This window comes from Phytohabitans rumicis (assembly GCF_011764445.1).
GTDB lineage: Bacteria > Actinomycetota > Actinomycetes > Mycobacteriales > Micromonosporaceae > Phytohabitans > Phytohabitans rumicis.
This window is the reverse complement of the sequence record NZ_BLPG01000001.1, coordinates 7,154,224-7,175,206: the sequence shown is the minus strand read 5'-3', so window position 1 is coordinate 7,175,206 and position 20,983 is coordinate 7,154,224. Positions and strand designations below refer to the sequence as shown.

The following is a 20,983-nucleotide window of genomic DNA, read 5'->3' as shown; positions in this document are numbered from 1 at the left end:
TTCGACTCACTGCCCTGCGCCGAGTTGGACCAACGTCACCTCGCCGGCTGCGGACGCCACCCGGGTCGCGTCCCCCTCGGCCAGCAGCAGCGACACCGCCACATCTGAGGCCAGGTCACCGACCGGTTGCACCGACACCACCGTCGCCTCGGCCCGCACCACCTGGCCGCTCGTGACGCCGCTGGCCGGGTTCGCGGCGGGCAGGGCCAGCACCGTCACCCGGCTGCCGGCGATGACACCGGACGGCATACGGCCCGCCTTGACCAGCGCCGCGGTCACCGCCTGACCCGGCGGAGGCCACGCCGGAGCGCCAACATGGGCCGGTGACAGCAGCGTGCCGGCCGCCAGCGGCAGCACCGCCCGGCTGCCCACCACGCGCGCACGCGCGCTACCGGCAATCGTCGCCACGCCCGAGTCGGCACCGACGCGGACGACTGTGATGTCGGCGTCGGCGATGACCTGCCCGGCGCTGACCGGACGTGCCGCAACCAGGACGGGCTGGCGAGCGTCGAGCTGACCAGCCACCACGGCGCCGGCCAGCCCGAACCCGAGAATCAGCGCCACCGCCAACAGCACCCGCACCGGACTGACCCGGCGCCGCAGGCCCGGCGAACCGGCCGCCAACCCCGCCGGGTAGCCGGCGGATCCGCCGGATGGGGTGGTCAGAGTCTGCGTCGATGACACCACCGCTCACCGCCCGCCGGCCGTGTTCAACGCCGGCGCCTCCACAACCCGCAAGGGCAGGTTCGCCGTGGTAGTCAGGTCCGGCACGGTGCCGGCCTGGCCGCCGCCGCGCCACGCCACCGCCCAGGTGACGGTCACCGTCACCGTCATCACGCCAGCGCGGTCGTAGGTGTACCCACATGTCGGCGACGCGGCACGCGGATCCGTTCCGGGCCGCCACACGCTGCCCTGACCGCACGCCTGCACCGCGCCGTCCCCGAGCCGCCACACCGCCTTCTTCGCAGTGGCCGTCGCGGTAACGCTCATCCCCGGCACCGCAGCCGTCGCCGACCGCGACGCCCACGACAAACCGTCGACCCACAACCACACCGGTACCCACACCAACACGTCGGCCTGCGCCGCGTCCGGATTGGTGTGGATGCCCGGGGCGGGCAGGTGCAGCCGGGACACCGCATCCTGGGCAAGGACCGACGGATCCGGGGCCGGTGGGTCGGTCAGCCACATCGGCTGGGTCTGTGACACTCCGCCGGCCTCTCGTTCGCAGGCGCGCACGTACCAGGCGCCCGGTCCCGCGCCCGCCGGCGGCGGCAACTGCGGCTGCACCCGCTCGTAGCGGCATCGTGTCGGCTCGCCAGAGCCGCCCGACTGGTTGCCTGAGCCGTTGTCGTTGGGGCTGCCCGCCTGGGCGGGCGTGCCGGCATGTAGGCCACACTCGGCGGTGGTGCTGTTCTCCGAACAATCGACGCCGCCGATTCCCCGTCGGCATGCGCGGGAGCGGCGGCAGCGACGACACCAGCCAGGACCAGGCCGGCCAGCGCGGGCAGAAAAGTCGTCTTCAGCATCAACATGTGTCAGGGTCCTGTACTCCAAAGCTCGACACCTTCCAGCCACCGTTGCTTTTCGTCACGGTGGCCAAGGCCGAGCGGCGCCCACCCGGAATGTCGTTCAACAGCTCGCCAGAAGCCTTGTAGACCAGGAACCGGCTGTCGTCGACGCAGTCAGTGATCGTCACGGTTGTCGGGTCCACGTCCGGTGTCGCGTTCGATACGCGTGGATCGGTGACAATCTCACCCTTCAGAACCTGTCCTTTGTCCTTATAGGACTTCAGGCCGGCGGTCAGAGTCGCCAGGGCGCGGTCACGTGCGTATCGGGCCAGGTCCGGATCGGCCGAATTCGCAGTCAACCCGGCCCGGGCGTATGCCTGCCACATCCCTTGCCAGGCGGCCAACGCTTGCGCCTCGGCGGCACTGCGCATGCTCTGCGGCGGCGCGGATAGGCTAGGCGCGCTCGCCGGGTCATCGCTCGCGGGCGACGTGGTGTCGCTGCAACCGGCCGCGGCCAGCGCCAACACGCTCACTACTGCCACCACCCGCCAAACCCGTCCCCGCATGGTCCTCGCCCCCGGTTGCAGGTGCCGACCATGCAGTCCCAGCCGTCCGTTCGGCAGTTCTGGAGCGCCGCCTCGGCCGTGGCGGTGCCGGGCATAGCCACCAGCCCTGCCACGGGCCGCCGCAGCGCGGCCGGCCGCGCCGTACGAGGGCTCGTGTCGACGAGCGCTCGCAGATTGATACGTCATGATCAAACCTCCCGCCACACAAGGTGCGGATCGCGCGGCAGGCCCACCGGAAATCAACCGGATGCCTCTGCGCCGCGCCCCTATCTACTACCAGTAGACGTATGGGAAGATAAACACAAACCACTGCATGCTGTCAACTAGCTATCCAAGATCAGATATGGTTATCTACTAGCAGTAGACGTAGGGAGTGCCGGCATGGCCACAACCGGGCCCGCGACCAACGACGGCGAACCCGCCCTCAACACCCTCGCCGACCGGCTGAACTACCTGTTCCGCACGATCCACCCCGCGGACCGCGGGCCCTACACGCTCCAAGAGGTCGCGGACGCGGTCGAGGCCGCCGGCGGGCACATCACCGCCCAGTACATCAATCACCTCAGGACCGGCGTCCGAGACAACCCCACGATCAAGGCCGTCACCGCCCTCGCCGACTTCTTCGGCGTGCCCCCCGGCTACTTGCTGGGCGACGGCGACACCGCCAAGGTCACCGAGGAACTCCAACGCCTGCGTACCGCCCGAGATGTTCAAGAGGCCCTCAGCGATCCCAACATCCGCACTCTCGCCTTACGAGCCCGCGAGCTGTCCGAGCCCCACCTCAAGCTCGTCCTCACGATGCTCGACCAAGTCCAGCAGCTGGAGGGCAAGCCACCCCCAACCAAGAGCCGCCGACAGGCCACGGGTCCGTAGCCCAAAGCGGCCTCCGGCCCGGGCAGGGCTGGGGCCTCCGGCCCAGGTCCTGCAGGGCGTGGAGCCGCAGGGCACGGCAACAGGAGTTCCGACGGTCGCCCCGTTGGCTCATGATCTCCAGCGTGGCCAGGGCGCCCGCGTGTTCGTGACGCGGATCAGGCAGCCGGCTGCGGACTTGAACCAGCACCTAACGGTCGACCGAAGCCAGTGGGAGGAATAGCGCATGGTCGAAATAGGTGCACTCCACCAGTAAAAACCGGCGCGGTCCTCATCGAGTCAATGCCTTTGCAGCACTGGATTTCGCCGGAATGCGCAGTCATGCGTTGTGGCCGGGAGGATAGATACTCACGGGCACGATGATTCGTGGTTGGGGCCGTTCGCCTTCGAGAGCCCGCAGGAGGACGGCAGTAGCAGTCTCGGCAATCCGCCTGGAATCCTGGACTACGGTCGCCCGGAATTGCGTCCCGCCAGATCGGATGACGGACATCGCCTCATCAGTCCCATCCACGCCGACCACAATAAGATCGGAGTGCACGCCCTCTGAAACGGCATCCTCGTGTAGCGCATCGAGCGCACCTAGAGCCATCTCGTCGTTCGTACAGAAGATCGCATCAAGCAGACGCCCTTCCTGTCGGGCGCTGCGCAAGTACCTGCCAGCTATCTCGCGTGACCTGTCTCGAACGAACGCTCCATGGTCGTTGACCTCAACTACCGCACCTGGAAGCTTGTCCTTGAGCGCTGCGACAAACGTCCTCTGCCTCTCTGCCTGCGCCGCGCTGCCGATCACTAACACGCGCGGTCGCCTTTTTTGGCGCTGGGCCATCTGGTCTGCGACATAGCGGGCTGCTGCTACGCCGATTTCATTCTGGTCCGATCCGACGTAGCAGGACCATGCAGGAAGATCTTCTGGTCGAGCGAAAGGCATGACGTCGACAAAGATTACCGGAAAACCGGCCCGGGAGCAAAGCCTACGCAGCTCGCCACTAATGCTGTCGGGCTCGGCTGCTATGATAAAGGCACCGACGAAGTCCCGGGGACGGCGAGCAACAGCGGTCAACTGCAGCAATTGCCCCTGTCCGCTGAAATCGTGAAGCGGAAGTTTTAGGACGGCGTCGTAAGCTTGGCTTTCGAGAGCCTGAACACCGCGTTGGAGAAATTCGGCAAACCAGTGTTTCTGAGCAAATGCCGGTATCATGATGAGGATGCGCTTGGGTCGCTGTTCTCGTAGCCGAATGAGGAAGATAGCGAGAACTACGGCAGTGGTCGAGCCGAGAACGACAGACCACAGCGGGACAGGCGCCTCCAGCCATCGTGCACGGGACAAGGTTGCCGCCACTGCCGCTGCAGCCGCCAAGATCGCACCGCTCAATATTGATGCTGTCAGTTCAAACAGTAAGCGCTGCCGCTTTCTCAACTGCGGCCCTCCCGATGACCACTTGGCCGGCACGCAACACGGCCACGGCCACGGTAGCGTCATGCCCTGGACGAAGAGGCGCATATGTCAGCCAGGCGACAAACAGGTCTCCGATGACGTCTCTCGGACGGCACGTTCGGGTCGACGTCCAGGGCTGCGAGATCGATCCAAGACTCTCCGGATACCGCGCTTGGAGCATGCGACCGTCTCTGGTTGTGGGCGATCGAGTAATTCCCCCGGGGTTGCGGTCACGCAATTCCTCCAGGGCTGGCCCGTAGCTGATGTTACTTCGCGTTCGTGGTGGACTGGGGGACGGCGCGTCCGGGGCGTTTGTTGGGCCGGTAGCTGGGGCCGTTCATGAAGACCTGGTGGCTGGTGTTGATGAGCCGGTCGAGTAGGGACTCGGCGACGACGGGGTTCGGGAACAGTGGATACCAGTCCGGCGGGTTGCGGTTGGAGGTCGTGATCAGCGACCGGCCGGCTTGGGCTCGTTCGCTGATGAGCTCGTAGAGGTCGTCGGCTTGCTGTGGGGTGTACTCGCGCATCGCGAAGTCGTCGAGGATCAGCACGTGGGGTCGGGCGAGTTCGCCGAGGCGTTTGGGCCAGGTGCGGTCGGCGTGGCCGTCGGCGAGGTGGGCCAGGACGCGGCTGGTCTTGTAGAAGCGGACCTCGGCGCCTTGGCGGATGGCCAGGTGTCCGAGGGCTTGTGCGACATGGGTTTTCCCGATACCGACGGGGCCGTGCAGGAGGACTGATTCTCCGCTGTGGAGCCAGCGGAGGGCCGCGAGGTCGCGGATCTGCGCGGCGGGCAGCTTGGGGCTGGCTGCGAAGTCGAAGCCTTCCAGGGTGGCCTGTTCGTCGAAGTGGGCGCGGCGCAGCCGGCGGTGCATGGACATGGTCTCCCGGCGGGTGATCTCGTCTTGGCAGAGGACCTGCAGGAAGTCCAGGTGCCCGAGTTCGCCGGCTTGGGCTTGGACCAGGCGGGCGTCGAGGGTTTCCAGCATGCCGGACAGTTTCAGCGCGCGGAGGCTGGCGTGCAGGGCGGTGTCGATGACGGTCAACGGTTCTCCTGGTAGATGAGGGTGAACAGGGCCTGCTGCACGCGCAGCAGATCGGTGCCGGTGGTGATCGGTGGGTAGCCGTGTTGGGCCAGGACGTCGGCGACGTCGAGGGCGAGGCCGATGGTGAACCGGCTGTCGATGCCGGTGCCGGGTTGGCTGATCGGGTAGGCGGCCAGATCAGAGCTCATCAGGCCGCTCCCTCGTCGCCGTCACGGGCCGGCAGGGGGTAGACGTTGTCGAACAGCGCGGCCGGGCCGTGCAGGTGCGCGGCGGCGCCGCCGTCCCCGGTTGGTGGCGGTGGCGGGTCGGTCTCCACACCGGCGGCCAGGATGCCTTTGATCGTGCGGTAGGACGGGTCACCGGCCACGACCGCCTTGCCGCACGCCGCTTCCAGTCGTCCGGGGCCGTGCTTGTCGGCTAGGCCGAGCACACCTTGGGCGGAGCGCAGCCGGTAGAGCGCCCCGACCTCCAGCAGGCAGGCGATGACCGTGGTGCAGGCGGGTCCGATCTCGGCGGCTCGGCGCCGGCACCAGGTCGGGGTCCGCATCGCGAACGCGATCTTCTCCGGCGGGTAGTGCGAGGTGTCGGTGCGCTTGCCCTTGCTGGCACGGCCGTGCGTGGCCACCAATTGTCCATTGTGGAACATCTGGACGGTGGTCCACGTTTCGCGGGCATCCAGGCGCTGCCCGATCAGCCGCCACGGCACCGAGTACAACGCCTTACCGACCTTGACGTGGATGTCCGGGCCGACCTTGCCGGTCGACCACGTCGCCAACACGAACGGGCGCGCCGGCAACGGCCCCAGCGCCGACGCCTCGACCGCTTGAAACACGGCCACCGGCGCGGCCCCGTCCAAGGGTCGGCTGGCCCGCTGACCGGCCACCTTCAGGCACCAGTCCACCGCCGCGGCCTGCATCTGCCCGACCGTGTCGAACTGCCGGCCACGCCACAGCGAGTCGCGGACATACGGCATAGGCCGTTCCACCCTCGGCTTATCACGGGGCTTTCGGGCCCGAGCCGGGTCGATCAGGGTGCCGTAGTGCTCGGCCAGCTCCGCATACGAGCGGTTCAGCTTCGGGTCATACAGATCCGCGCGCTCCACCCCGGTGGCCAGGTTGTCCGGCACGATCCGTTCCGGGACACCGCCGAAAAACCGGAACGCCTCCACATGCGACTCGGTCCACGCGCGTTGGTCCATCCGCAGCACCGGACGCACGAACATGTGCCTCGAGTGCGCCAGCACCATCACGAACGCCCACACCGTGACCCGCTTACCGGTGCCCGGGTCGGTCCACATCCCCAACCGGCCGTAGTCGACCTGCGCCTCATGCCCCGCAGGCGGGGTCTCGCCCAGCACCCGCACCAGCGCCCGCCGGGTCTCCTCCGGCAGGTTCGCCCGCACCCACCGACGAAACGAGGCCACCGACGCCTCCAGCCCGTGCTCGTCACGCAGCCGCTGATGGATCGTCGCCGCGGTCACGCCCGCCTGAAGTTGCCCGGCGACATAGTCCCGGTGCACCTCGATCGCCGGCCAGGTCACCTGCCGCAACCGGGTATCCACCAACTCCGGGAACCAGCCCCGCACCAGCTGCGCCCACTCATCCTGCGATCGCGCCGGCCCACCCGGCACCACCCCGGCCGCGATCGCCGGCGCCGTGTACTTACGGATCGTCTTGCGATCCACAGCGAGGCTGGCCGCCAGCTCGTGCTGCGACCGACCCGCATGCCAGTGGACCAAGATCTCGACTATGTCGATCACGTAGAAGCTTCTCCTCGCCATCGGCGCCTCCACCCCACCCGGGAACGGAGGCAGACTGATCTCCTGCGAGGACCAGACCCCGACGCCACGCACGTGCTCCCCTGGGGGAATTACGTGAACGGTGGGGGAATTACGTGATCGAAACCCAGTCAGATGGAGGAATTACAAGATCGCCGACATCTGGTCAGACTTTCACCTACGATCGCGTCGTGGGTGGTGCTTCCTGGCTGGTCGGACTGGTTGTCGCCGCTTTCTGAAAAATGACCCCCCAGTGATCTCTGAAAATTGACCCCTCTGAGCCTTGGAGGGTGATCAAGGTGGAGGACTGGGCTGAGATCCGCCGTCTGCATCGGGCGGAGGGTGTGCCTATCAAGGAGATCGCTCGGCGGTTGGGGGTGGCTCGGAACACGGTCCGGGCGGCGTTGTCCTGCGACCGGCCGCCGTCATACGAGCGGGTCTCGCGGGGGTCGATTGTGGATGCGTATGAGCCGCGGATCCGGGTGCTGTTGGCCGAGTGGCCGAAGATGCCGGGGCCGGTGATCGCGGAGCGGATCGGGTGGCCGCACTCGATGGCGCCGTTGCGGAAGCGGTTGGCGGTGATCCGGCCGGAGTACGTGGGGATCGATCCGGTGGATCGGGTGATCTACCAGCCGGGGCAGCTGACGCAGTGCGATCTGTGGTTCCCGGAGCCGCGGATCCCGGTGGCCGCCGGGCAGGAGCGGGTGCTGCCGGTGCTGGTGATGACGTTGGCGTTCTCCCGGTTCATGACCGCGACGATGATCCCGTCCCGGCAGGCCGGGGACATCCTGGCCGGGATGTGGACGCTGATCTGTGGGGTCGGCCGGGTGACCCGGACGCTGTTGTGGGACCGGGAGTCGGCGATCGGCGGCACCGGCCGGGTCAGCACGCCGGCGGCGGCGTTCGCCGGCACCCTGGCCACGCAGATCAGGTTGGCTCCGCCGCGGGATCCGGAGTTCAAGGGCATGGTGGAGCGGGCCAACGGCTATCTGGAGACCTCGTTCCTGCCCGGGCGCAGCTTCGCCTCCCCGCACGATTTCAACGCCCAGTTGGCCCAGTGGCTGACCAAGGCCAACACCCGCACTGTCCGGTCGATCCAGGGCCGCCCGGTGGACCTGCTGGAGGTCGACTACCGGTCCATGCTGGCGCTGCCGCCGCTGGCCCCGCAGGTCGGGCTGACCTACCGCACCCGGCTCGGCCGCGACTACCACCTGCGAGTGGACACAGTGGACTACTCGGTCGACCCACGCATGATCGGCAAGCTCGTCGACGTCACCGCCACCGCTGGTGAGGTGAGCGTGGTCTGCGACGGGCAGACGATCGCCCGGCACCAGCGCTCGTGGGCCAAGCAGGACCTGGTCACCGACCCGGCCCACCGGGCCCTGGCCGCCCAGATGCGCCAAGCCCTGGCGCTGCAACGGCAAAGCCGTCAGGCAGCCACCCGCCGCCACGCCGACGGCCACGCCGTCGTGCTGCGGGCGCTGCCGGACTACGACGCCCTGTTCGGCGTCGACTTCAACCCATCCACCACACCAGCAACGGAAGCGAGTGACGCGTGAGCACAGCCATCAAGGCCAAACCCCCGGCCACCCCGCCGAAGGACGGGATGCCGTCGATGATCGCCTACCTGACCCGGGTGCTCAAGACGCCCACCATCGGCGCGTTCTGGGAAGAGCTCGCCGCCCAGGCCCGCGACGAGAACTGGTCGCACGAGGAATACCTGGCCGCGCTGCTGCAACGCCAGGTCGCCGACCGGGAGTCCAAAGGCACCGTCATGCGCATCCGCACCGCCCACTTCCCGGCCGTGAAGACCCTGGAGGACTTCAACCTCGACCACCTGCCCTCACTGCGCCGGGACCTGCTCGCGCACCTGGCCACCAGCACCTTCGTCGCCAAAGCCGAGAACGTGATCCTGTTGGGGCCGCCCGGGTTGGGCAAGACCCACCTGGCCATCGGACTCGGCGTCAAGGCCACCCAGGCCGGCTACTCGGTGCTGTTCGACACCGCCAGCAACTGGATCACCCGCCTCGCCGAGGCGCACCGCGGCAACCGCCTCGAGGCCGAGCTGAAGAAGATCCGCCGCTACAAGCTGATCATCATCGATGAGGTCGGCTACATCCCGTTCGACCAGGACGCCGCCAACCTGTTCTTCCAACTCGTCGCCTCCCGCTACGAACAAGGCTCGATCATGGTCACCTCGAACCTGCCCTTCGGCCGCTGGGGCGAGACCTTCTCCGACGACGTCGTCGCCGCAGCCATGATCGACCGACTCGTCCACCACGCCGAGGTCCTCACCCTCACCGGCGACTCCTACCGCACCCGCCAACGCCGCGAACTCCTGGCCAAGGAAAACCGCGCCAGCCGCGACTGACCAAACCGCACGGGGGTCAATTTTCCCGGAGCGCTAGAGGGTCAAAATTTTCGGAGCGTTGACACTGGTTGGCGTGGTGGTCGGTCTCGTCGGGGCTGGCCTTACGAGCCGGCTAAGCGACCGCCGTCGCCACGCCCACGAGCGCAGCATGCGCGTTCTCGACCGGGAGCTCGACGCTGCGATCGAGTTTCGCACGGCGGCCGACCGCCTCTGGCGTACCGCGTCCAGCGCCGATGTGGCGAACCACATGCTGTCGAACGCGGAGGGCAACCGGAACGAGGAATCTATCCAGGCACACCGAGAGCGGTGGAGTGAGGCAGCCGAGGCGCGGGGTGATGCGTTCCGCAAAGCAGAAGCCGTGTTCGCGGTGATCGACCTTCTCTTGCCGGCAACCAGCAAGGCGGCGCGTGACTACCTTGACCTCTGCGATCAGGAGGATCACCGAACGTCGAAACAAACCGAGCGAGAGGCTGCGAAGGCAGCGTTTGACGACGCGCTGTGGGCTGCGTTGAAGACCACGCGGTAGAGGAACCATCTTGGTGCGCAACCTGGCACGACACGTTGTGGTTGACCGACAGGCTAGCCAGTCCAAGGTACAGACCGCTGAGGCCGCCCAAGCCCGCTCCGAGGAATACCGCATGGTTGGAATAGGTGCACTCCACCAGTAAAACCAGTAAAACGCGCCAACCACCCCTCTCGCTTGGGCCCCCTTTGATATGAACTCAGAGCTTAAGTCGACCCGCTGCGTCGTCGTTATCGCGCGTTGAACTACGTGTAATTGCGGCAAGCTGCTCGGCAGCGCCGAACGTGCCTGCATTAACCTCGGCCTGCAGATCGTCGAGGCGTCCGTCGCGGGCAAGCAGCGCGACTAGCCGAACCGCTGCATCGCCGTAGCCCGCGTCTGCGTGCTGGCGCAGCACACCGATCGCGTCCTCCACCTCACCTCGTGCCATGTACAGATCGACAAGTTGGTCTGCCGCGAGGCGATCACCGGAGTTGGCCGCCGGCCGTAGCACGTCAATGGCTTCCTCGAAGCGGCGCTCCGCACGAAGTCGATCGGCGAGTCGACGTGTGGCGGGCTGATCACCAGCGCTCGCACGCTCGCGTAACTCTTCGAGGTTTCCCTCCTTTAAGAGCAGGACTGCGAGCCGGCGCGAGGCGTCGCCCTCGCCCGCGTCGGCGGCCTGGCGCAGCACGGCGATAGCGTCTCCGAGTTTGTGCTGCTCTACGAATAGACTGGCCAGCTTGCCTGCAGCGTGGAGGTCGCCCATGTCGGCACGCTGCCGGAGCCCATCCGTGTCGCCCATCCTCACAAGGAGGTCGACCAAACTAAGCGCGGCCGTTTGGTCGCCAGCATCAGCGCGGAGACGCAGCTCCTCTACTCTTCCCGATGCGCCAAGCACCCGCGCAAGGCTTATAGACGCATCTCGGTTGCCCGCATCAGCGTGAGGGCGTAATAGGGCGGCGGCCTCGTCGGCGTAGCCGTATTTTACGAATCGGTCGATTACCTCCCTGGTCCCCCATGTGATCCCAGAATCTCGGTAGTTGCCGAGAAGGTATGGCCCGAGCACTCTGATTGCTTCGTCGACGCGGCCCTGCTGGAGAAGTGGATCGCCGACGCTCAACGCAGTGATCCAGTCTCCAACCTGGTCATCGTGTCGGATCAGTACCGCAGAAGCCTCGTCGGCACGCCCTTGCGTCACGAGGAGATCAACCAGTTGGCGTGCCGCGTCTCGGTTGCCGGTTTCCGCTCCGCGTCGATAGAGGGCCTCAAGGTGGCCAGATCGGCCACGCCGGGCAGCCCCGGCGACCAACTCGTCGAAATCTCGGTCTTGGTGGTGCTCGACCAACGCCTGCCAGGCCAGCTCGGGTAGAGGCACCTCACGGCGCACTTGGCGAGCATGTTGGTACAGAAAGTCCGCCACGACGTAACCAGTTGGACGACCAATTTCATTAGAGACTGGTGTTAGGGCGGCGGTAGCGCCCCGCAGTTTGGCGGTGGCGTAGGACAGCGCCTGATGGGCCCAGTCAGGTGGGGCGGCGGCCTGGTCTGCCGGCATCAGGTAAGCCGCTGCCGCTGCCACAAGCAAGGTTCGTGTCAGCGGCGTTTGAACACCGACACGGCGGGCGTCTAGAGCCGCAGTCAACACCGCCTTGCCGTACGGATCGTGGGCATGCTCCCACCGTCGGACAAGGTCCGGACCGGCCGCCAGGACCTGCGTGAATCCGCCGTCCTCGCTGTCGAGGGCTACTCTAATCCGCGAGTCGATGCCGGACAGGGCCTCGGCGCGGCGCCGCTCGGATGCGCTGAACCGATCCGGGACATCAATCAGGTCAGCGATGTCGAGCAGCTCTCGGTCACCGGCGTTCAGGTCCGGCATACCCGGGATTCGCGTGGCGCTCCGCTCGTGGTACTCGTGCGGCCACAGCGTGGCTACCAACACGGCGCCTGCACGGATCAGCTCGCGGGCTAATCCGGCTGTCAGTCGGTTCTCCAAGCTGAGAAGTCGCTGTAATTCGTCCAGCCAGACCACCGTTCTTGGCGAAGGGCACGCCGCGAAGGCCCGGATAGCTGCGACATCCTCGGGGTGAATCAACCACCACTCCGGCAGCGCCGCCTGCACGGCCTCGTACAGCGCCCGACTCTTCCCGACCGATGAGCCGCCAACCAGCAGGACGAACCCGCCCATCTCGGCTGCAGCGGTAATAGCGGTCCGCAGATCCGGATCCAGGTCGCGCGGCACATACACCGGTAGTTCCCTGGTTGCCGCATCGGCCTGGATAGAATCGTGCACCCCGAGCAATCGCGCGCGCGCCTCCCGTATCCGCACGGCCCCCGCCGGGCGCCGTAGATGGGCGGTGGCCACCCGCTCCCACGCCGCCAGCCAGGGCGTCCGCGATTCCTCGTCGAGGCCGCAGGCCGTCAGGAAGGTCACCATCCTGTTCCGTGTTGGCACGGTGCCGCCGCTGAGCAGGTTGCTGATCGTCGACTTCGGCAATGCTCCGCTCGTCGCCCGGTCTAACGCAGCGTATGAGCGAGCCCCACGCAGCCGCTTCAATCCTGCCTTCAACTCAGGAAGCGTGTGCAACCTGCCAGGGTCGAGGGGGCGACTGCCATCTGCTGGTTCTTGATCAGCGCGCATGCCTACTCCTGCCCGTTCGGCGAGATCGATCGAACCCTGAGAAGCCCAGCCTAGGCACCACGACAAGTTCGCGGTTTGCGCAGGTCACCCAACTGGGTGCTTGACCCGATCGTTCGGCTTCCTCCCAACCCGATGCCGGACCCCGTACACCCCGGGTCTGCTCGAACGGTCATCTAGGGAGACCGGCCGGACCCTCCCGCTCCGCCAACGGAACCGGGAGCGCAACATGAACGGCGAACACGACGAGAAGCGCACCTGGCGCAAGAAGATCACCCTGGCCGCCATCACCGGCGCGGCCGCGGGCGCCGTCAGGGCACTGCTCAGTTGGGCGCTAGATCTAATGCCCTGATCCATACTCACCCTCCACTGCTGCGGGCCTGACCAGCCGTGGTCGGGCCCGCGCACGTTCGGTCCCAGGAAGGAATACCGCACGGTCGGAATAGGTGCAGTCCACCAGTAGACCCCCGCAACCGTGGTGACGGCCAGCCGTACAAGCCCGTGAAGACCCTCGGCGCGCAGACGCAGAACGACTAGCAGGGATACCGGCCGCCCGGGCGGAGTTACGCGCTTAGCGCCACCGGACCTGTCTCGTCCCGCGCGGCCCGGCGCGGCGCCATGTCGGCGGGATCGGGTAGCGGGATCGGCACCACCAGCTCGCGGGAGCGGGCCCCTGCGCCGCGGCCGGTAGAAGTCACGGTCATCACGGCGCGGCGTAACCGGCCACGGCCTGCGCCGAGGCCCTCCCACGCGGGCGGATCAGCGACCAGGACCACGTCGGCGCCGGGCCACACAACTGCCGGCCCAGCGGGGACGAGGACGGCGCCGCTACGGCGAGCTCGCGCGGCCAGCCGCTGCGCGGTCTCGGCGTTCACCTCGCCGTCGACGCCGGTCACCACCATGGCGAGGCCATCGAGCAGGATCGCGGTGATCGCTGCCCAGTTCGGGCCCGGGTCCGGCACCAGCGCCAGCCGCTCAAGGCGTACCCCGTACTCGTCGGCCGCAAGGGCGCCGAGCCGCGGCATGTTCACCACAGCGGCGTATCGGCCGGCCGCAGTCGGGGTGGCCAGCAAGGCGAGGATGAGCGACGTCGTCCCGGCGGCGACCACGACCGAGCCGTGCCGAGGGCCGCCCGCAGGGAACAGCGGCTTGAGGGACGGGTGGACGGGCAGCAAATGATGTCGGCGTTTGTCGGTGTTTAGGTCGTCGGCCTGCTCGACCGGCCGCAGCACAGCAGCGGTGGCCGCACGCTGGGCCGCCCGGGTGGTGACGCCGGCGAGGACCTGTTCAACCTCCGCTGGATCGCCGACGCGACCGGGCCACGCCGTCGCCCCGCCCGGGAGGGGTGTAAGTCCAAGTCGTTGCGGTGCCACCTCCACACGGTATCGAACACTCGTTCGACTCGTTAGGGGGAACAGGCGCATCTTCACCAGGCCGACGGTCGTGTTGGGGTGGGGGCACGCGATGCCATGGGTACCTCCGTCAAGCAGGGTGGCGGCAGGCACCGTAGACCGAGATTCCCGATTAGGTCCGGGGAACGACCGTGGGCAGCCGGCCACCGAGCCGGCACAGCGCGGCGATCGTGAGCATGTCTCGGGAGTAGCCGCGATACGGGGCAGCTGGTGGTCGCCGGTCGGGGTCGCTGAACTGGTCGAGGACACGGTTGGCGAATGAGGCCACCGTGATGGCGTCCAACGACCTGGGCGTGCCGTCGTCGTCCGGCTGTCGCAGCAGCGCCTCGATGTCGTCTGCGGTCTCGTTGAGTAGCTGGTCCAGGTCCTGATCGTGCGCAGCGTTGTCGAGGATGGTCTGCGCGTACTCCGCCCGGATCTCATCCAGCGTGTGCATCCTGCGGCCGGACGACGTAATGAAGCGGACCTTGCCGCGCCGGATCCGCCGGCCCGCGAGGTGCAGGCCGAGCCGCCCGCCGGTCCATCCGCGCCGGGCGCTGAGGCGGTTGTCCCAGTGAACCGCGATCATGAGCATGAGCGCCGCAGCTGGGAACATGGTCCACAAGTCGCGGTAGACGATCGTGGCGGCGAAGAGACCCGCCGTCGCTGCGGTGAGCAGGAGCAACGGCCCGATGATCCACCTACTTGCCGCCACGCGCAGCGTGAGCATGGGCCACATCATCGCCGCGTTGGCCAGGCCGATCACGCTGGTGCCGGTCGTGAACAGGTGATCCATTCGCGGACGGTACCTGGCCGGTTACCGGCGCATCCATCGGCCGGGCGGGTTCACCAGTTCGGGTGACCGGCTGTTTGCCGGGCCCGCAGTTGGCGGGCGACGCGTGACAGGGCGCATCCCATGTACCGGCCCGGCTGTTGCCCGGCTCTTCGCGGTCCCTGCCGGACTCGCTGTCCACCACCCGTGGCCGGTGCAGGTGGCGTGCCCGGTCACGAGGCGGCGCCGGCCACGGTCACCAGGTGCGCGTGGATCCGGGTCACAGCGTGCTGAATGCGGATGGAGGGCCGGCCGGGCACCGCTCCCACGTTGGAGCTCGAGGCTCGGGATTGACTCAGGCGTACCGGCCGGCCTTCAACCCGCATTCAGTCGCCAGGAACCACAGTGGACGTTGAGAACGCGGCTGCCTCGTCGTATTGCTGGCCTGTGGCCAGACAGTGGTGCAGGCAGCTGAGCAGGCGTCCGGCGACGCGGCGAAGGGCGCCGGCGTAGGTGTCGCCGGCTGTGCGCCGTCGGTCGTACAACGTCCGGCATCCTGGGGAGCGGGTCAGCGACGTGAAGGCCCACAAGATGGCCGTTCGCTTGAGTCTGCGGTCGCAGATCCGCCGATGGGTGACCAGGCGGCTGGAGCCGCTTTCCCAGGTCAGTGGTGCGACGCCGGCGTATGCCCGCAGCCCTTTCGAGGTGGCGAATCGTGCGGGGTCATCGCCGATCTCGGCAAGGAGTCTGGCGCCGGTCAGGAGCCCGCACCCGGGAAGAGAGGTGTAGATCTTAGCCGTGCCATGGTCGAGGAACGCGTCAGTCAGCTGGGTAGTGAGGTGGTCGCTGGCCCGGCAGGCTTGCTCGAACAGGTCCAGCACGGTGCGTACCTCGACGGCCATGGCCTGCTCGACAGGCGCCGGAAGCCGCAGCACGGGAACTGCGAACGCCTCAGCCAACCGGTACGCCTCGGCGTCGATCAGACGGGTCCGGCCGGCCGCCGCGAGGATCTTCGAGAGGCGATACGGGGTCAGCCGCTGCGCGGTCGCGGCAGTGGGTCCGGCGGCCAGCACTGCCCGCGCCTCCCGGCGCCGCAGACCGTAGTCAAGCCCGGCCCATACGTCGACCGCCGCCGGGTGCGCCTGGCACAGCAGCGCGCGCAGCCTGGCCTGCACGCGTTCGCGGGCAACCTGGGCACGCAGTTGAGCCTGGGCCAGGATGCGGATCGACGCAGCAGCAGAGCTGACATCGGGCAGCGGACGCAGCCACCCCCACCCTCACGCAGGATCAGCGCAAGCAACTCCGCGTCGGACCGGTCCGATTTCCGCGGAGCCGGGGACACGCGCCGCCGGTACGCCGCCACGACATTCGGCGGAATCTGGTAAACCTGCTGTCCCTTCTCGCGTAGTGCATGTACCAATAGGCCCTCACACGTCTCGATCGCGACCGGCACATGCCGGCGGCTGTGGGTGTGGCTGGCCCGCAGGCCGGCCAGCAGCGCGCATAGCTCCCGCACGCCTGCAGGCGTGGCGGCGAAACGCGCGTGCGCGATGGTCGAACCACCCTGGTCGATGACCGCGACGTCGTTCAGGCCGTGAGACCAGTCGATCCCGGCTACAAACCTTGGCGCCCGTTCCATAGGTGGTGGCCCTCTCGGTCGAATACCTGCCATCAGGGACGCGGGCGCCCGGCCTGTGTCGACGAAACCGCAGTCGCTCGGTGACGCGAGGCCGACCAACGATCTCGCCGACGTCCGGACACAGGGCAAACCAAGGGCAAGCATGGACACAGGGCGCGAATGACCCGCGCAAACCCTGCGATGGCAGGGACCAAGCGGCCAGTCATCCCGACAGGACTGCCGCCGATGAGCCACCCCCACAAAGGTGGGGAGCATCGGGATGCCGCACATGTTACTCACAGAGGCGGACCCATCGCCACCCCGCACGGAGGCCACCAGGCTGGTCCGTCGCACCGCAATAGGGTCCGGTGCGATGAGAGCGCAGCCGAACGCGGTTTACGTTGGACGAGAAGGTTTGCAGGAGGATCCGAATGCCCCGCGCTACCCAACGCCGTCCAGCCCGGCCCGCCTCCACCCCGCGCCAGCGCCGGTCGGACCCGACCGCCCCCATTGCGTCGCAGGACCAGGCCGTCGAGCTCTACCGCGGCGGCGCCACTACCCGCCACGTTGGCGTGGCGCTCGACGTCGAGTCGACGGTGCGGCGGTGGCTGCGTGCCGCCCGGGTGGTCATGCGCCCAAGTGGTCCGCGACCGGACCCGAACACGCCGCCGAAGCCGGCCCGCGCGTCGCCGCCGCACCGCGGTGTATGCCGACCCCAAAGGGCCGCTGCCGGCCAAGACCCGCAACCGCATCTTGACCTTGCTACGTCGCGGTTACAGCCCGGTGGAGGCTGCCGAGGTGGTGGGGGACCATCGTGGAGCGACTCTGGGGGGTCGGCGAGGCTGTTGCCCGCGTTTGTGATTGCTGACGGGGAACTGGCCACAGCAGTTGACGGTCCCGCACTGGCGCCCGGACGGCACGGTGGGCGCGATCGACGAGCCGCTCTACGCAGTGGCGTGGCCCTCTTCAGTTCCAAACCCGTTGCCCTGGCGGTCTATAGATCCTTGTATCCGACGCCAGCCACGATGCCGGAGCGAGATGGGTGATCGACAAAGGGGCCTAGATCCGTGTCCGTGTGATCGGGACGCCATTCGGGCACCCACACCAGCCCAGGCGGCACGAGCGTGAACCCATCGAAGTACCCAAGGATTTCGTCGGGCTGCCGGAGCCGGAAGCCGGAGTCGGTCCGCTCGCGGTATTCCTTCGCGCCCTCTGCAGCGCTGGCAGCGCTACCACCGACTTCAGGTGTCGGGTGAGACATGGCCAGGTAGCTACCAGGCGCCATGCGTTCGCGCACCGCCCGCACCGCCGCGGCGGCCGCTGTATCGTCCTGTACGAACTGGACCACCGAGGCGAGGATGATAGCCGTCGGCATGCTCAGGTCGATGATCGAGGACAGAGCGTCGTCCGTGTCTATCCGGTGGAGTAGCTCGCCGGGGTCCCGGAGGTCGCCTTGGACGGCGTCGGCGAGGTCGTTGCCGTCCAGTATCTGGTGGCCGTGCATGACGGCCACCGGATCGGTGTCCACATAGAGCACCCGGGAGTCTGCGGCAACGGCCTGGGCAATCTCATGGACGTTGCCCTTCGTTGGGATGCCTGATCCGATGTCCAGAAACTGACGGATCCCCTGCTGGGCGAGGTAGCTCACCGCTCGTCCGAGCCAGGCCCGGTTGGCCCTGGCGATCAGTGGGGCGAGAGGTTGCAGCGTAAGGATCTGCGCGGCGATTTCGCGATCGACTTCGAAATTGTGCGTTCCGCCCAGATAGTAGTCATACAGGCGTGCCACGGATCCACGCGTGGTGTCGACGCCTCTTGCCCAACCCTGCATGACGGCCTCCCCCTTCGTCAGTCCTGAGCCCGTTGTCCAGCCACCGATCTTCGACCCCGAGCAATACAGGCAGCGTCACGCCGCTAGATGAGCCAGCAACCGCCTCAAACGCCACCGCGTCGTCGCCACCAGATTCGACAAGGTAACCACGTGCTACCTCGCCACAGTCCACGTCGTCGCGATCAACGAGTGGCATCGACCCAGCTATGAAACATGGGCTGAGGGCCGACGCGCAAGGGACTACGAGGGCCGCGCGAGCGCCGCCGGACACCAGCCCGATGCCCGGCCTGCTAGTGGCGAGCTACGGCTTTCAACCAACACCGCAGTACTGATTGACGTCGATGAGCGCGGCCGGCCATGCCGTGTCGTGTCGCCGATCGGTTTGAGCCCGCGCGGGTCGATGATCCGGCACCAGGCCACCATCTCGCTGGGCGGCTCGGAGTCTGCGGACCGGCGGGTGTAACCGACCGAACCGGACGCCGCTGAGGGGCCTCAAGCACAACGGCGATGGCGATGGGGCGGGCGGGTATTGGCGGTCGCTCGGCACGCTGCGGCTGGTGTGGCGTCGGGCAGTGGCTGATGGGATGGGCCCGGCAGGCGCGGCCCGTGCGCGGTATCCGGGCTTGGTCAGCTGGGCTGCAAGTGCGCCGCTGTGGTCAGCCGGGCTATGGCGGCGTCGATGGGGCGGAGGTCATACGGGTCGGTGGCCGCCTCCAACGCGACGAAGTCGGCTAGATACTGCTCGGTTTCGCAGGAGTCGGTGTCGGTTCGGCGGCGCCGGCCGTCGCGGACGAACAGGACCTCACCGTCGTCGGCGAACCCGAAGATGACGTACGGGCTGCTCAGGCCGAGATGCAGGCCGTGGCTGTACGGCAGGATCCGAACGTTGATGTGTGGGTGGGCTGCCATCTGTTTGAGGTGCTCCAGCTGGGCCAGGGTGATGTCCAGGTCGGCGGGCGTGGCGCCGACCGGCCGGTCGATGACGGCCTGGTCCAGCACGTACGACATGGTTGGCGGGTGTGGACGTTCGTGCAGGGCTTGCTGGCGCAGGCACGCCTGGATTCGACGCTCGGTCCGATGCGGTGGGGTACCTGGTGGGGCGAAGCGGTACTGCACCGCGCGGGCGTACGCCTCGGTGCGCAGGATGGCGGGGATCAGGGCGTGGTCGAACTGGCGGATGGTGCCGGCGGCGTCCTCGTGGGCGAGGCGCAGCAGCGTGTCGGCGTCGTACACGTCGCGGTAGCTGGCCCACGGCTGCCGGGTTCCGCGTACCGCCAACGCCGCCAGCGCGTCGATCTGTCCGCGGTTGGTCACGCCGTACGTGTGGGCAAGCACCGTCAGGTCGGACTTCGACACGCCGACGTGACCGGTCTCCATCCGGATCACTTTTGTTTCCGACCAGCCGAGCAGCGCCGCTACCGCGGCCTGGGTCAGCTGCGCGGCCTCGCGTAGCTGCCGTATCGCTGCGGACAACCGGCGCCGGGCCAGGATGGGGTGTAGTTGCTCGTCGTCCACGGGTGGTCGGGGAGTGCCTGGCACGGAACATGGGGTTGACGATGTGCGTGAAACGGAAGAGTTGAGGCTGCGCTGGGGCTCGCGGCTGCCGGGGGTCATCGGGTGACGCCCCCGTCCGCGTCGCCGTACAGGTATGAGCCGGCGGTCGCGCCATCGCGGCATTGCCGGCACGGTGGGCCGCCTGGTGTGCGGGCCAGGCGCGTCGCTTGTCGGATCAGCGGGTCGCCGGTGGGCAGGTGCTGGTGGGCCAAGGTGACGGCGGCGACAAAGCTCTGCACCGCGTCGGGGTCTGCCTGGCAGCGGCGCTGCATCTGCGCGAGGGTCAGTAGCATCCGCACGTGGGTGCGGTGATCGTGTGGGTGATGGCGGCGGTAGGCGGCAAGGACGGTGGACATCTCGGTCCGCGCGGCCGCGCATCGGCCGTTGACGTGCTGGGCGAGGGCCAGGTCGGCGCGGGCGATGAGCGCCGCGCTGCCGTCGGGACCGACCCGGCGCTGCAGTCCTTCGACCAGGCCTTGGAAAAGCTGGATGCAGCGGTCGAGTTGGCCGGCGCGATACAACACACCAGCGAGTGCGCCACGCGCGGCCAGGGCGGGCAGGGCATCCGGTTCGGGCAGGCGCTGGCTGACCTCGAACGCGTGGGTGGCCCACCGCTCCGCAGCTGGGTCACGGCCGAGCACGACCGCGTACAGCGCAGCCGCGCGCATCACGACCGGGTTCGAGTCCTGCACGGCCGGCGGCTTCGGCGGCAGCGCCTCGGCCAAGACGGCCTTGGCCGCGGCGCTCTGACCGGCGTCGATGAGCACGGCGGCGTAATCGACCGCGCCGGCGTCGACCTCGAATACCATCAACTGCCTTGCCTTCCTTGATGTGCGCGACGGCTCAGGCTGGGCCGGCCCGCGAAAAGTCGCTTCGGCCGGCCGGGCGCGGGTTCGGCCCGCTCGGCAGGGTCGGGGTGCGCTGCGGTGTCGCCGTCGCCGGGTGTGGCGAGGATCTGGCGCAGAATCGCCTCTTTGACCGCTGGGTCTGGTTGCCAGCGGCGCGCGCTGGCGGCAGCCAGCGGCTGCCAGGTCTCGAGCAGTTCCCGCGTGGCGCGGCGGTCGATGAGGTTGAAAAACCAATCAAACATCGCGATGGTGTCCTATCTTG

At 67.8% G+C, this 20,983-nt stretch carries 20 protein-coding genes and 1 pseudogene; 5 read left to right on the top strand and 16 right to left on the bottom strand.

The window, feature by feature from the left end; translation table 11 throughout:
- Nucleotides 1-6: 6 nt before the first annotated feature.
- The 3 genes from Prum_RS32715 to Prum_RS32705 form a co-directional block, all read right to left on the bottom strand.
- Nucleotides 7-684, bottom strand: a complete 678-nt coding sequence (locus Prum_RS32715; RefSeq protein WP_246278241.1) for an SAF domain-containing protein — start codon at nt 682-684, stop codon at nt 7-9.
- A gap of 6 nt (nt 685-690) precedes the next feature.
- Nucleotides 691-1,206 (bottom strand): hypothetical protein, encoded by a 516-nt coding sequence (locus tag Prum_RS52260; RefSeq protein WP_246278240.1) that lies wholly within the window; start codon nt 1,204-1,206, stop codon nt 691-693.
- A gap of 319 nt (nt 1,207-1,525) precedes the next feature.
- Nucleotides 1,526-2,041: a hypothetical protein gene (locus Prum_RS32705; protein WP_246278239.1), complete on the bottom strand. Its 516-nt coding sequence runs from the start codon at nt 2,039-2,041 to the stop codon at nt 1,526-1,528.
- Nucleotides 2,042-2,455: 414 nt separating this feature from the next.
- Between Prum_RS32705 and Prum_RS32700 the strand changes: the two genes are divergently transcribed.
- On the top strand, nt 2,456-2,947 hold the full coding sequence (locus Prum_RS32700; protein WP_173079956.1) for a helix-turn-helix domain-containing protein: 492 nt from the start codon (nt 2,456-2,458) through the stop codon (nt 2,945-2,947).
- A 316-nt stretch (nt 2,948-3,263) separates the two neighbouring features.
- Here the strand turns inward: Prum_RS32700 and Prum_RS32695 are convergent, their stop codons facing one another.
- From Prum_RS32695 to istA (Prum_RS32680), 4 genes are all read right to left on the bottom strand, one after another.
- Nucleotides 3,264-4,361 (bottom strand): sugar ABC transporter substrate-binding protein, encoded by a 1,098-nt coding sequence (locus Prum_RS32695; protein WP_173079955.1) that lies wholly within the window; start codon nt 4,359-4,361, stop codon nt 3,264-3,266.
- Between the two features lie 284 nt (nt 4,362-4,645).
- Nucleotides 4,646-5,422 (bottom strand): IS21-like element helper ATPase IstB, encoded by a 777-nt coding sequence (gene istB, locus Prum_RS32690; protein WP_173079954.1) that lies wholly within the window; start codon nt 5,420-5,422, stop codon nt 4,646-4,648.
- The gene (locus Prum_RS32685) at nt 5,419-5,610 is read right to left on the bottom strand and encodes a hypothetical protein (protein WP_173079953.1); all 192 of its coding nucleotides are present in this window, start codon (nt 5,608-5,610) and stop codon (nt 5,419-5,421) included. The genes istB (Prum_RS32690) and Prum_RS32685 overlap by 4 nt, the downstream gene beginning before the upstream one ends.
- Nucleotides 5,610-7,181, bottom strand: a complete 1,572-nt coding sequence (istA, locus tag Prum_RS32680; RefSeq protein WP_173084405.1) for an IS21 family transposase — start codon at nt 7,179-7,181, stop codon at nt 5,610-5,612. The genes Prum_RS32685 and istA (Prum_RS32680) overlap by 1 nt, the downstream gene beginning before the upstream one ends.
- 308 nt (nt 7,182-7,489) lie before the next feature.
- Between istA (Prum_RS32680) and istA (Prum_RS32675) the strand changes: the two genes are divergently transcribed.
- The 3 genes from istA (Prum_RS32675) to Prum_RS32665 all read left to right on the top strand — a co-directional run bounded on the left by istA (Prum_RS32675) (nt 7,490) and on the right by Prum_RS32665 (nt 10,096).
- Entirely contained in the window at nt 7,490-8,758 is a 1,269-nt protein-coding gene (istA, locus tag Prum_RS32675; RefSeq protein ID WP_173079952.1) for an IS21 family transposase, read from the top strand.
- Nucleotides 8,759-8,805: 47 nt separating this feature from the next.
- Nucleotides 8,806-9,570 (top strand): IS21-like element helper ATPase IstB, encoded by a 765-nt coding sequence (istB, locus tag Prum_RS32670; RefSeq protein ID WP_173084403.1) that lies wholly within the window; start codon nt 8,806-8,808, stop codon nt 9,568-9,570.
- Nucleotides 9,571-9,718: 148 nt separating this feature from the next.
- Nucleotides 9,719-10,096, top strand: coding sequence for a hypothetical protein (locus tag Prum_RS32665; RefSeq protein ID WP_173079951.1), 378 nt, complete (start codon nt 9,719-9,721; stop codon nt 10,094-10,096).
- Nucleotides 10,097-10,292: 196 nt separating this feature from the next.
- On the opposite strand, the gene Prum_RS32660 is transcribed toward Prum_RS32665, so the two are convergent.
- A complete protein-coding gene (locus tag Prum_RS32660; RefSeq protein WP_173079950.1) occupies nt 10,293-12,569 on the bottom strand; it encodes a tetratricopeptide repeat protein in 2,277 nt (758 codons plus the stop codon).
- Nucleotides 12,570-12,939: 370 nt separating this feature from the next.
- On the opposite strand from Prum_RS32660, the gene Prum_RS53980 reads away from it, so the two are divergent.
- Nucleotides 12,940-13,062: a hypothetical protein gene (locus Prum_RS53980; protein WP_281369066.1), complete on the top strand. Its 123-nt coding sequence runs from the start codon at nt 12,940-12,942 to the stop codon at nt 13,060-13,062.
- A gap of 211 nt (nt 13,063-13,273) precedes the next feature.
- Here Prum_RS53980 and imuA' read toward each other — a convergent pair whose 3' ends face one another.
- The 8 genes and pseudogenes from imuA' to Prum_RS32620 form a co-directional block, all read right to left on the bottom strand.
- Nucleotides 13,274-14,083, bottom strand: a complete 810-nt coding sequence (gene imuA', locus Prum_RS32655; protein ID WP_173079949.1) for a DnaE2-dependent mutagenesis accessory factor ImuA' — start codon at nt 14,081-14,083, stop codon at nt 13,274-13,276.
- Between the two features lie 151 nt (nt 14,084-14,234).
- Nucleotides 14,235-14,897, bottom strand: a complete 663-nt coding sequence (locus Prum_RS32650; protein WP_173079948.1) for a hypothetical protein — start codon at nt 14,895-14,897, stop codon at nt 14,235-14,237.
- 362 nt (nt 14,898-15,259) lie between these two features.
- Nucleotides 15,260-16,048, bottom strand: a complete 789-nt coding sequence (locus tag Prum_RS32645) for a transposase (protein ID WP_246278238.1) — start codon at nt 16,046-16,048, stop codon at nt 15,260-15,262.
- A gap of 116 nt (nt 16,049-16,164) precedes the next feature.
- Nucleotides 16,165-16,512 (bottom strand): annotated as a pseudogene (locus Prum_RS55285) (IS110 family transposase); the annotation flags it as partial.
- 973 nt (nt 16,513-17,485) lie between these two features.
- Nucleotides 17,486-18,319, bottom strand: coding sequence for an SAM-dependent methyltransferase (locus Prum_RS32635; protein WP_173079945.1), 834 nt, complete (start codon nt 18,317-18,319; stop codon nt 17,486-17,488).
- A 627-nt stretch (nt 18,320-18,946) separates the two neighbouring features.
- On the bottom strand, nt 18,947-19,858 hold the full coding sequence (locus tag Prum_RS32630; RefSeq protein WP_173079944.1) for a helix-turn-helix domain-containing protein: 912 nt from the start codon (nt 19,856-19,858) through the stop codon (nt 18,947-18,949).
- 71 nt (nt 19,859-19,929) lie between these two features.
- Nucleotides 19,930-20,685, bottom strand: a complete 756-nt coding sequence (locus Prum_RS32625; protein WP_173079943.1) for a tetratricopeptide repeat protein — start codon at nt 20,683-20,685, stop codon at nt 19,930-19,932.
- Complete coding sequence (locus Prum_RS32620; RefSeq protein WP_173079942.1) at nt 20,682-20,963, bottom strand: hypothetical protein; 282 nt, start codon at nt 20,961-20,963, stop codon at nt 20,682-20,684. Before Prum_RS32620 ends, Prum_RS32625 begins: the two co-directional genes overlap by 4 nt.
- Between the last annotated feature and the right edge of the window lie 20 nt (nt 20,964-20,983).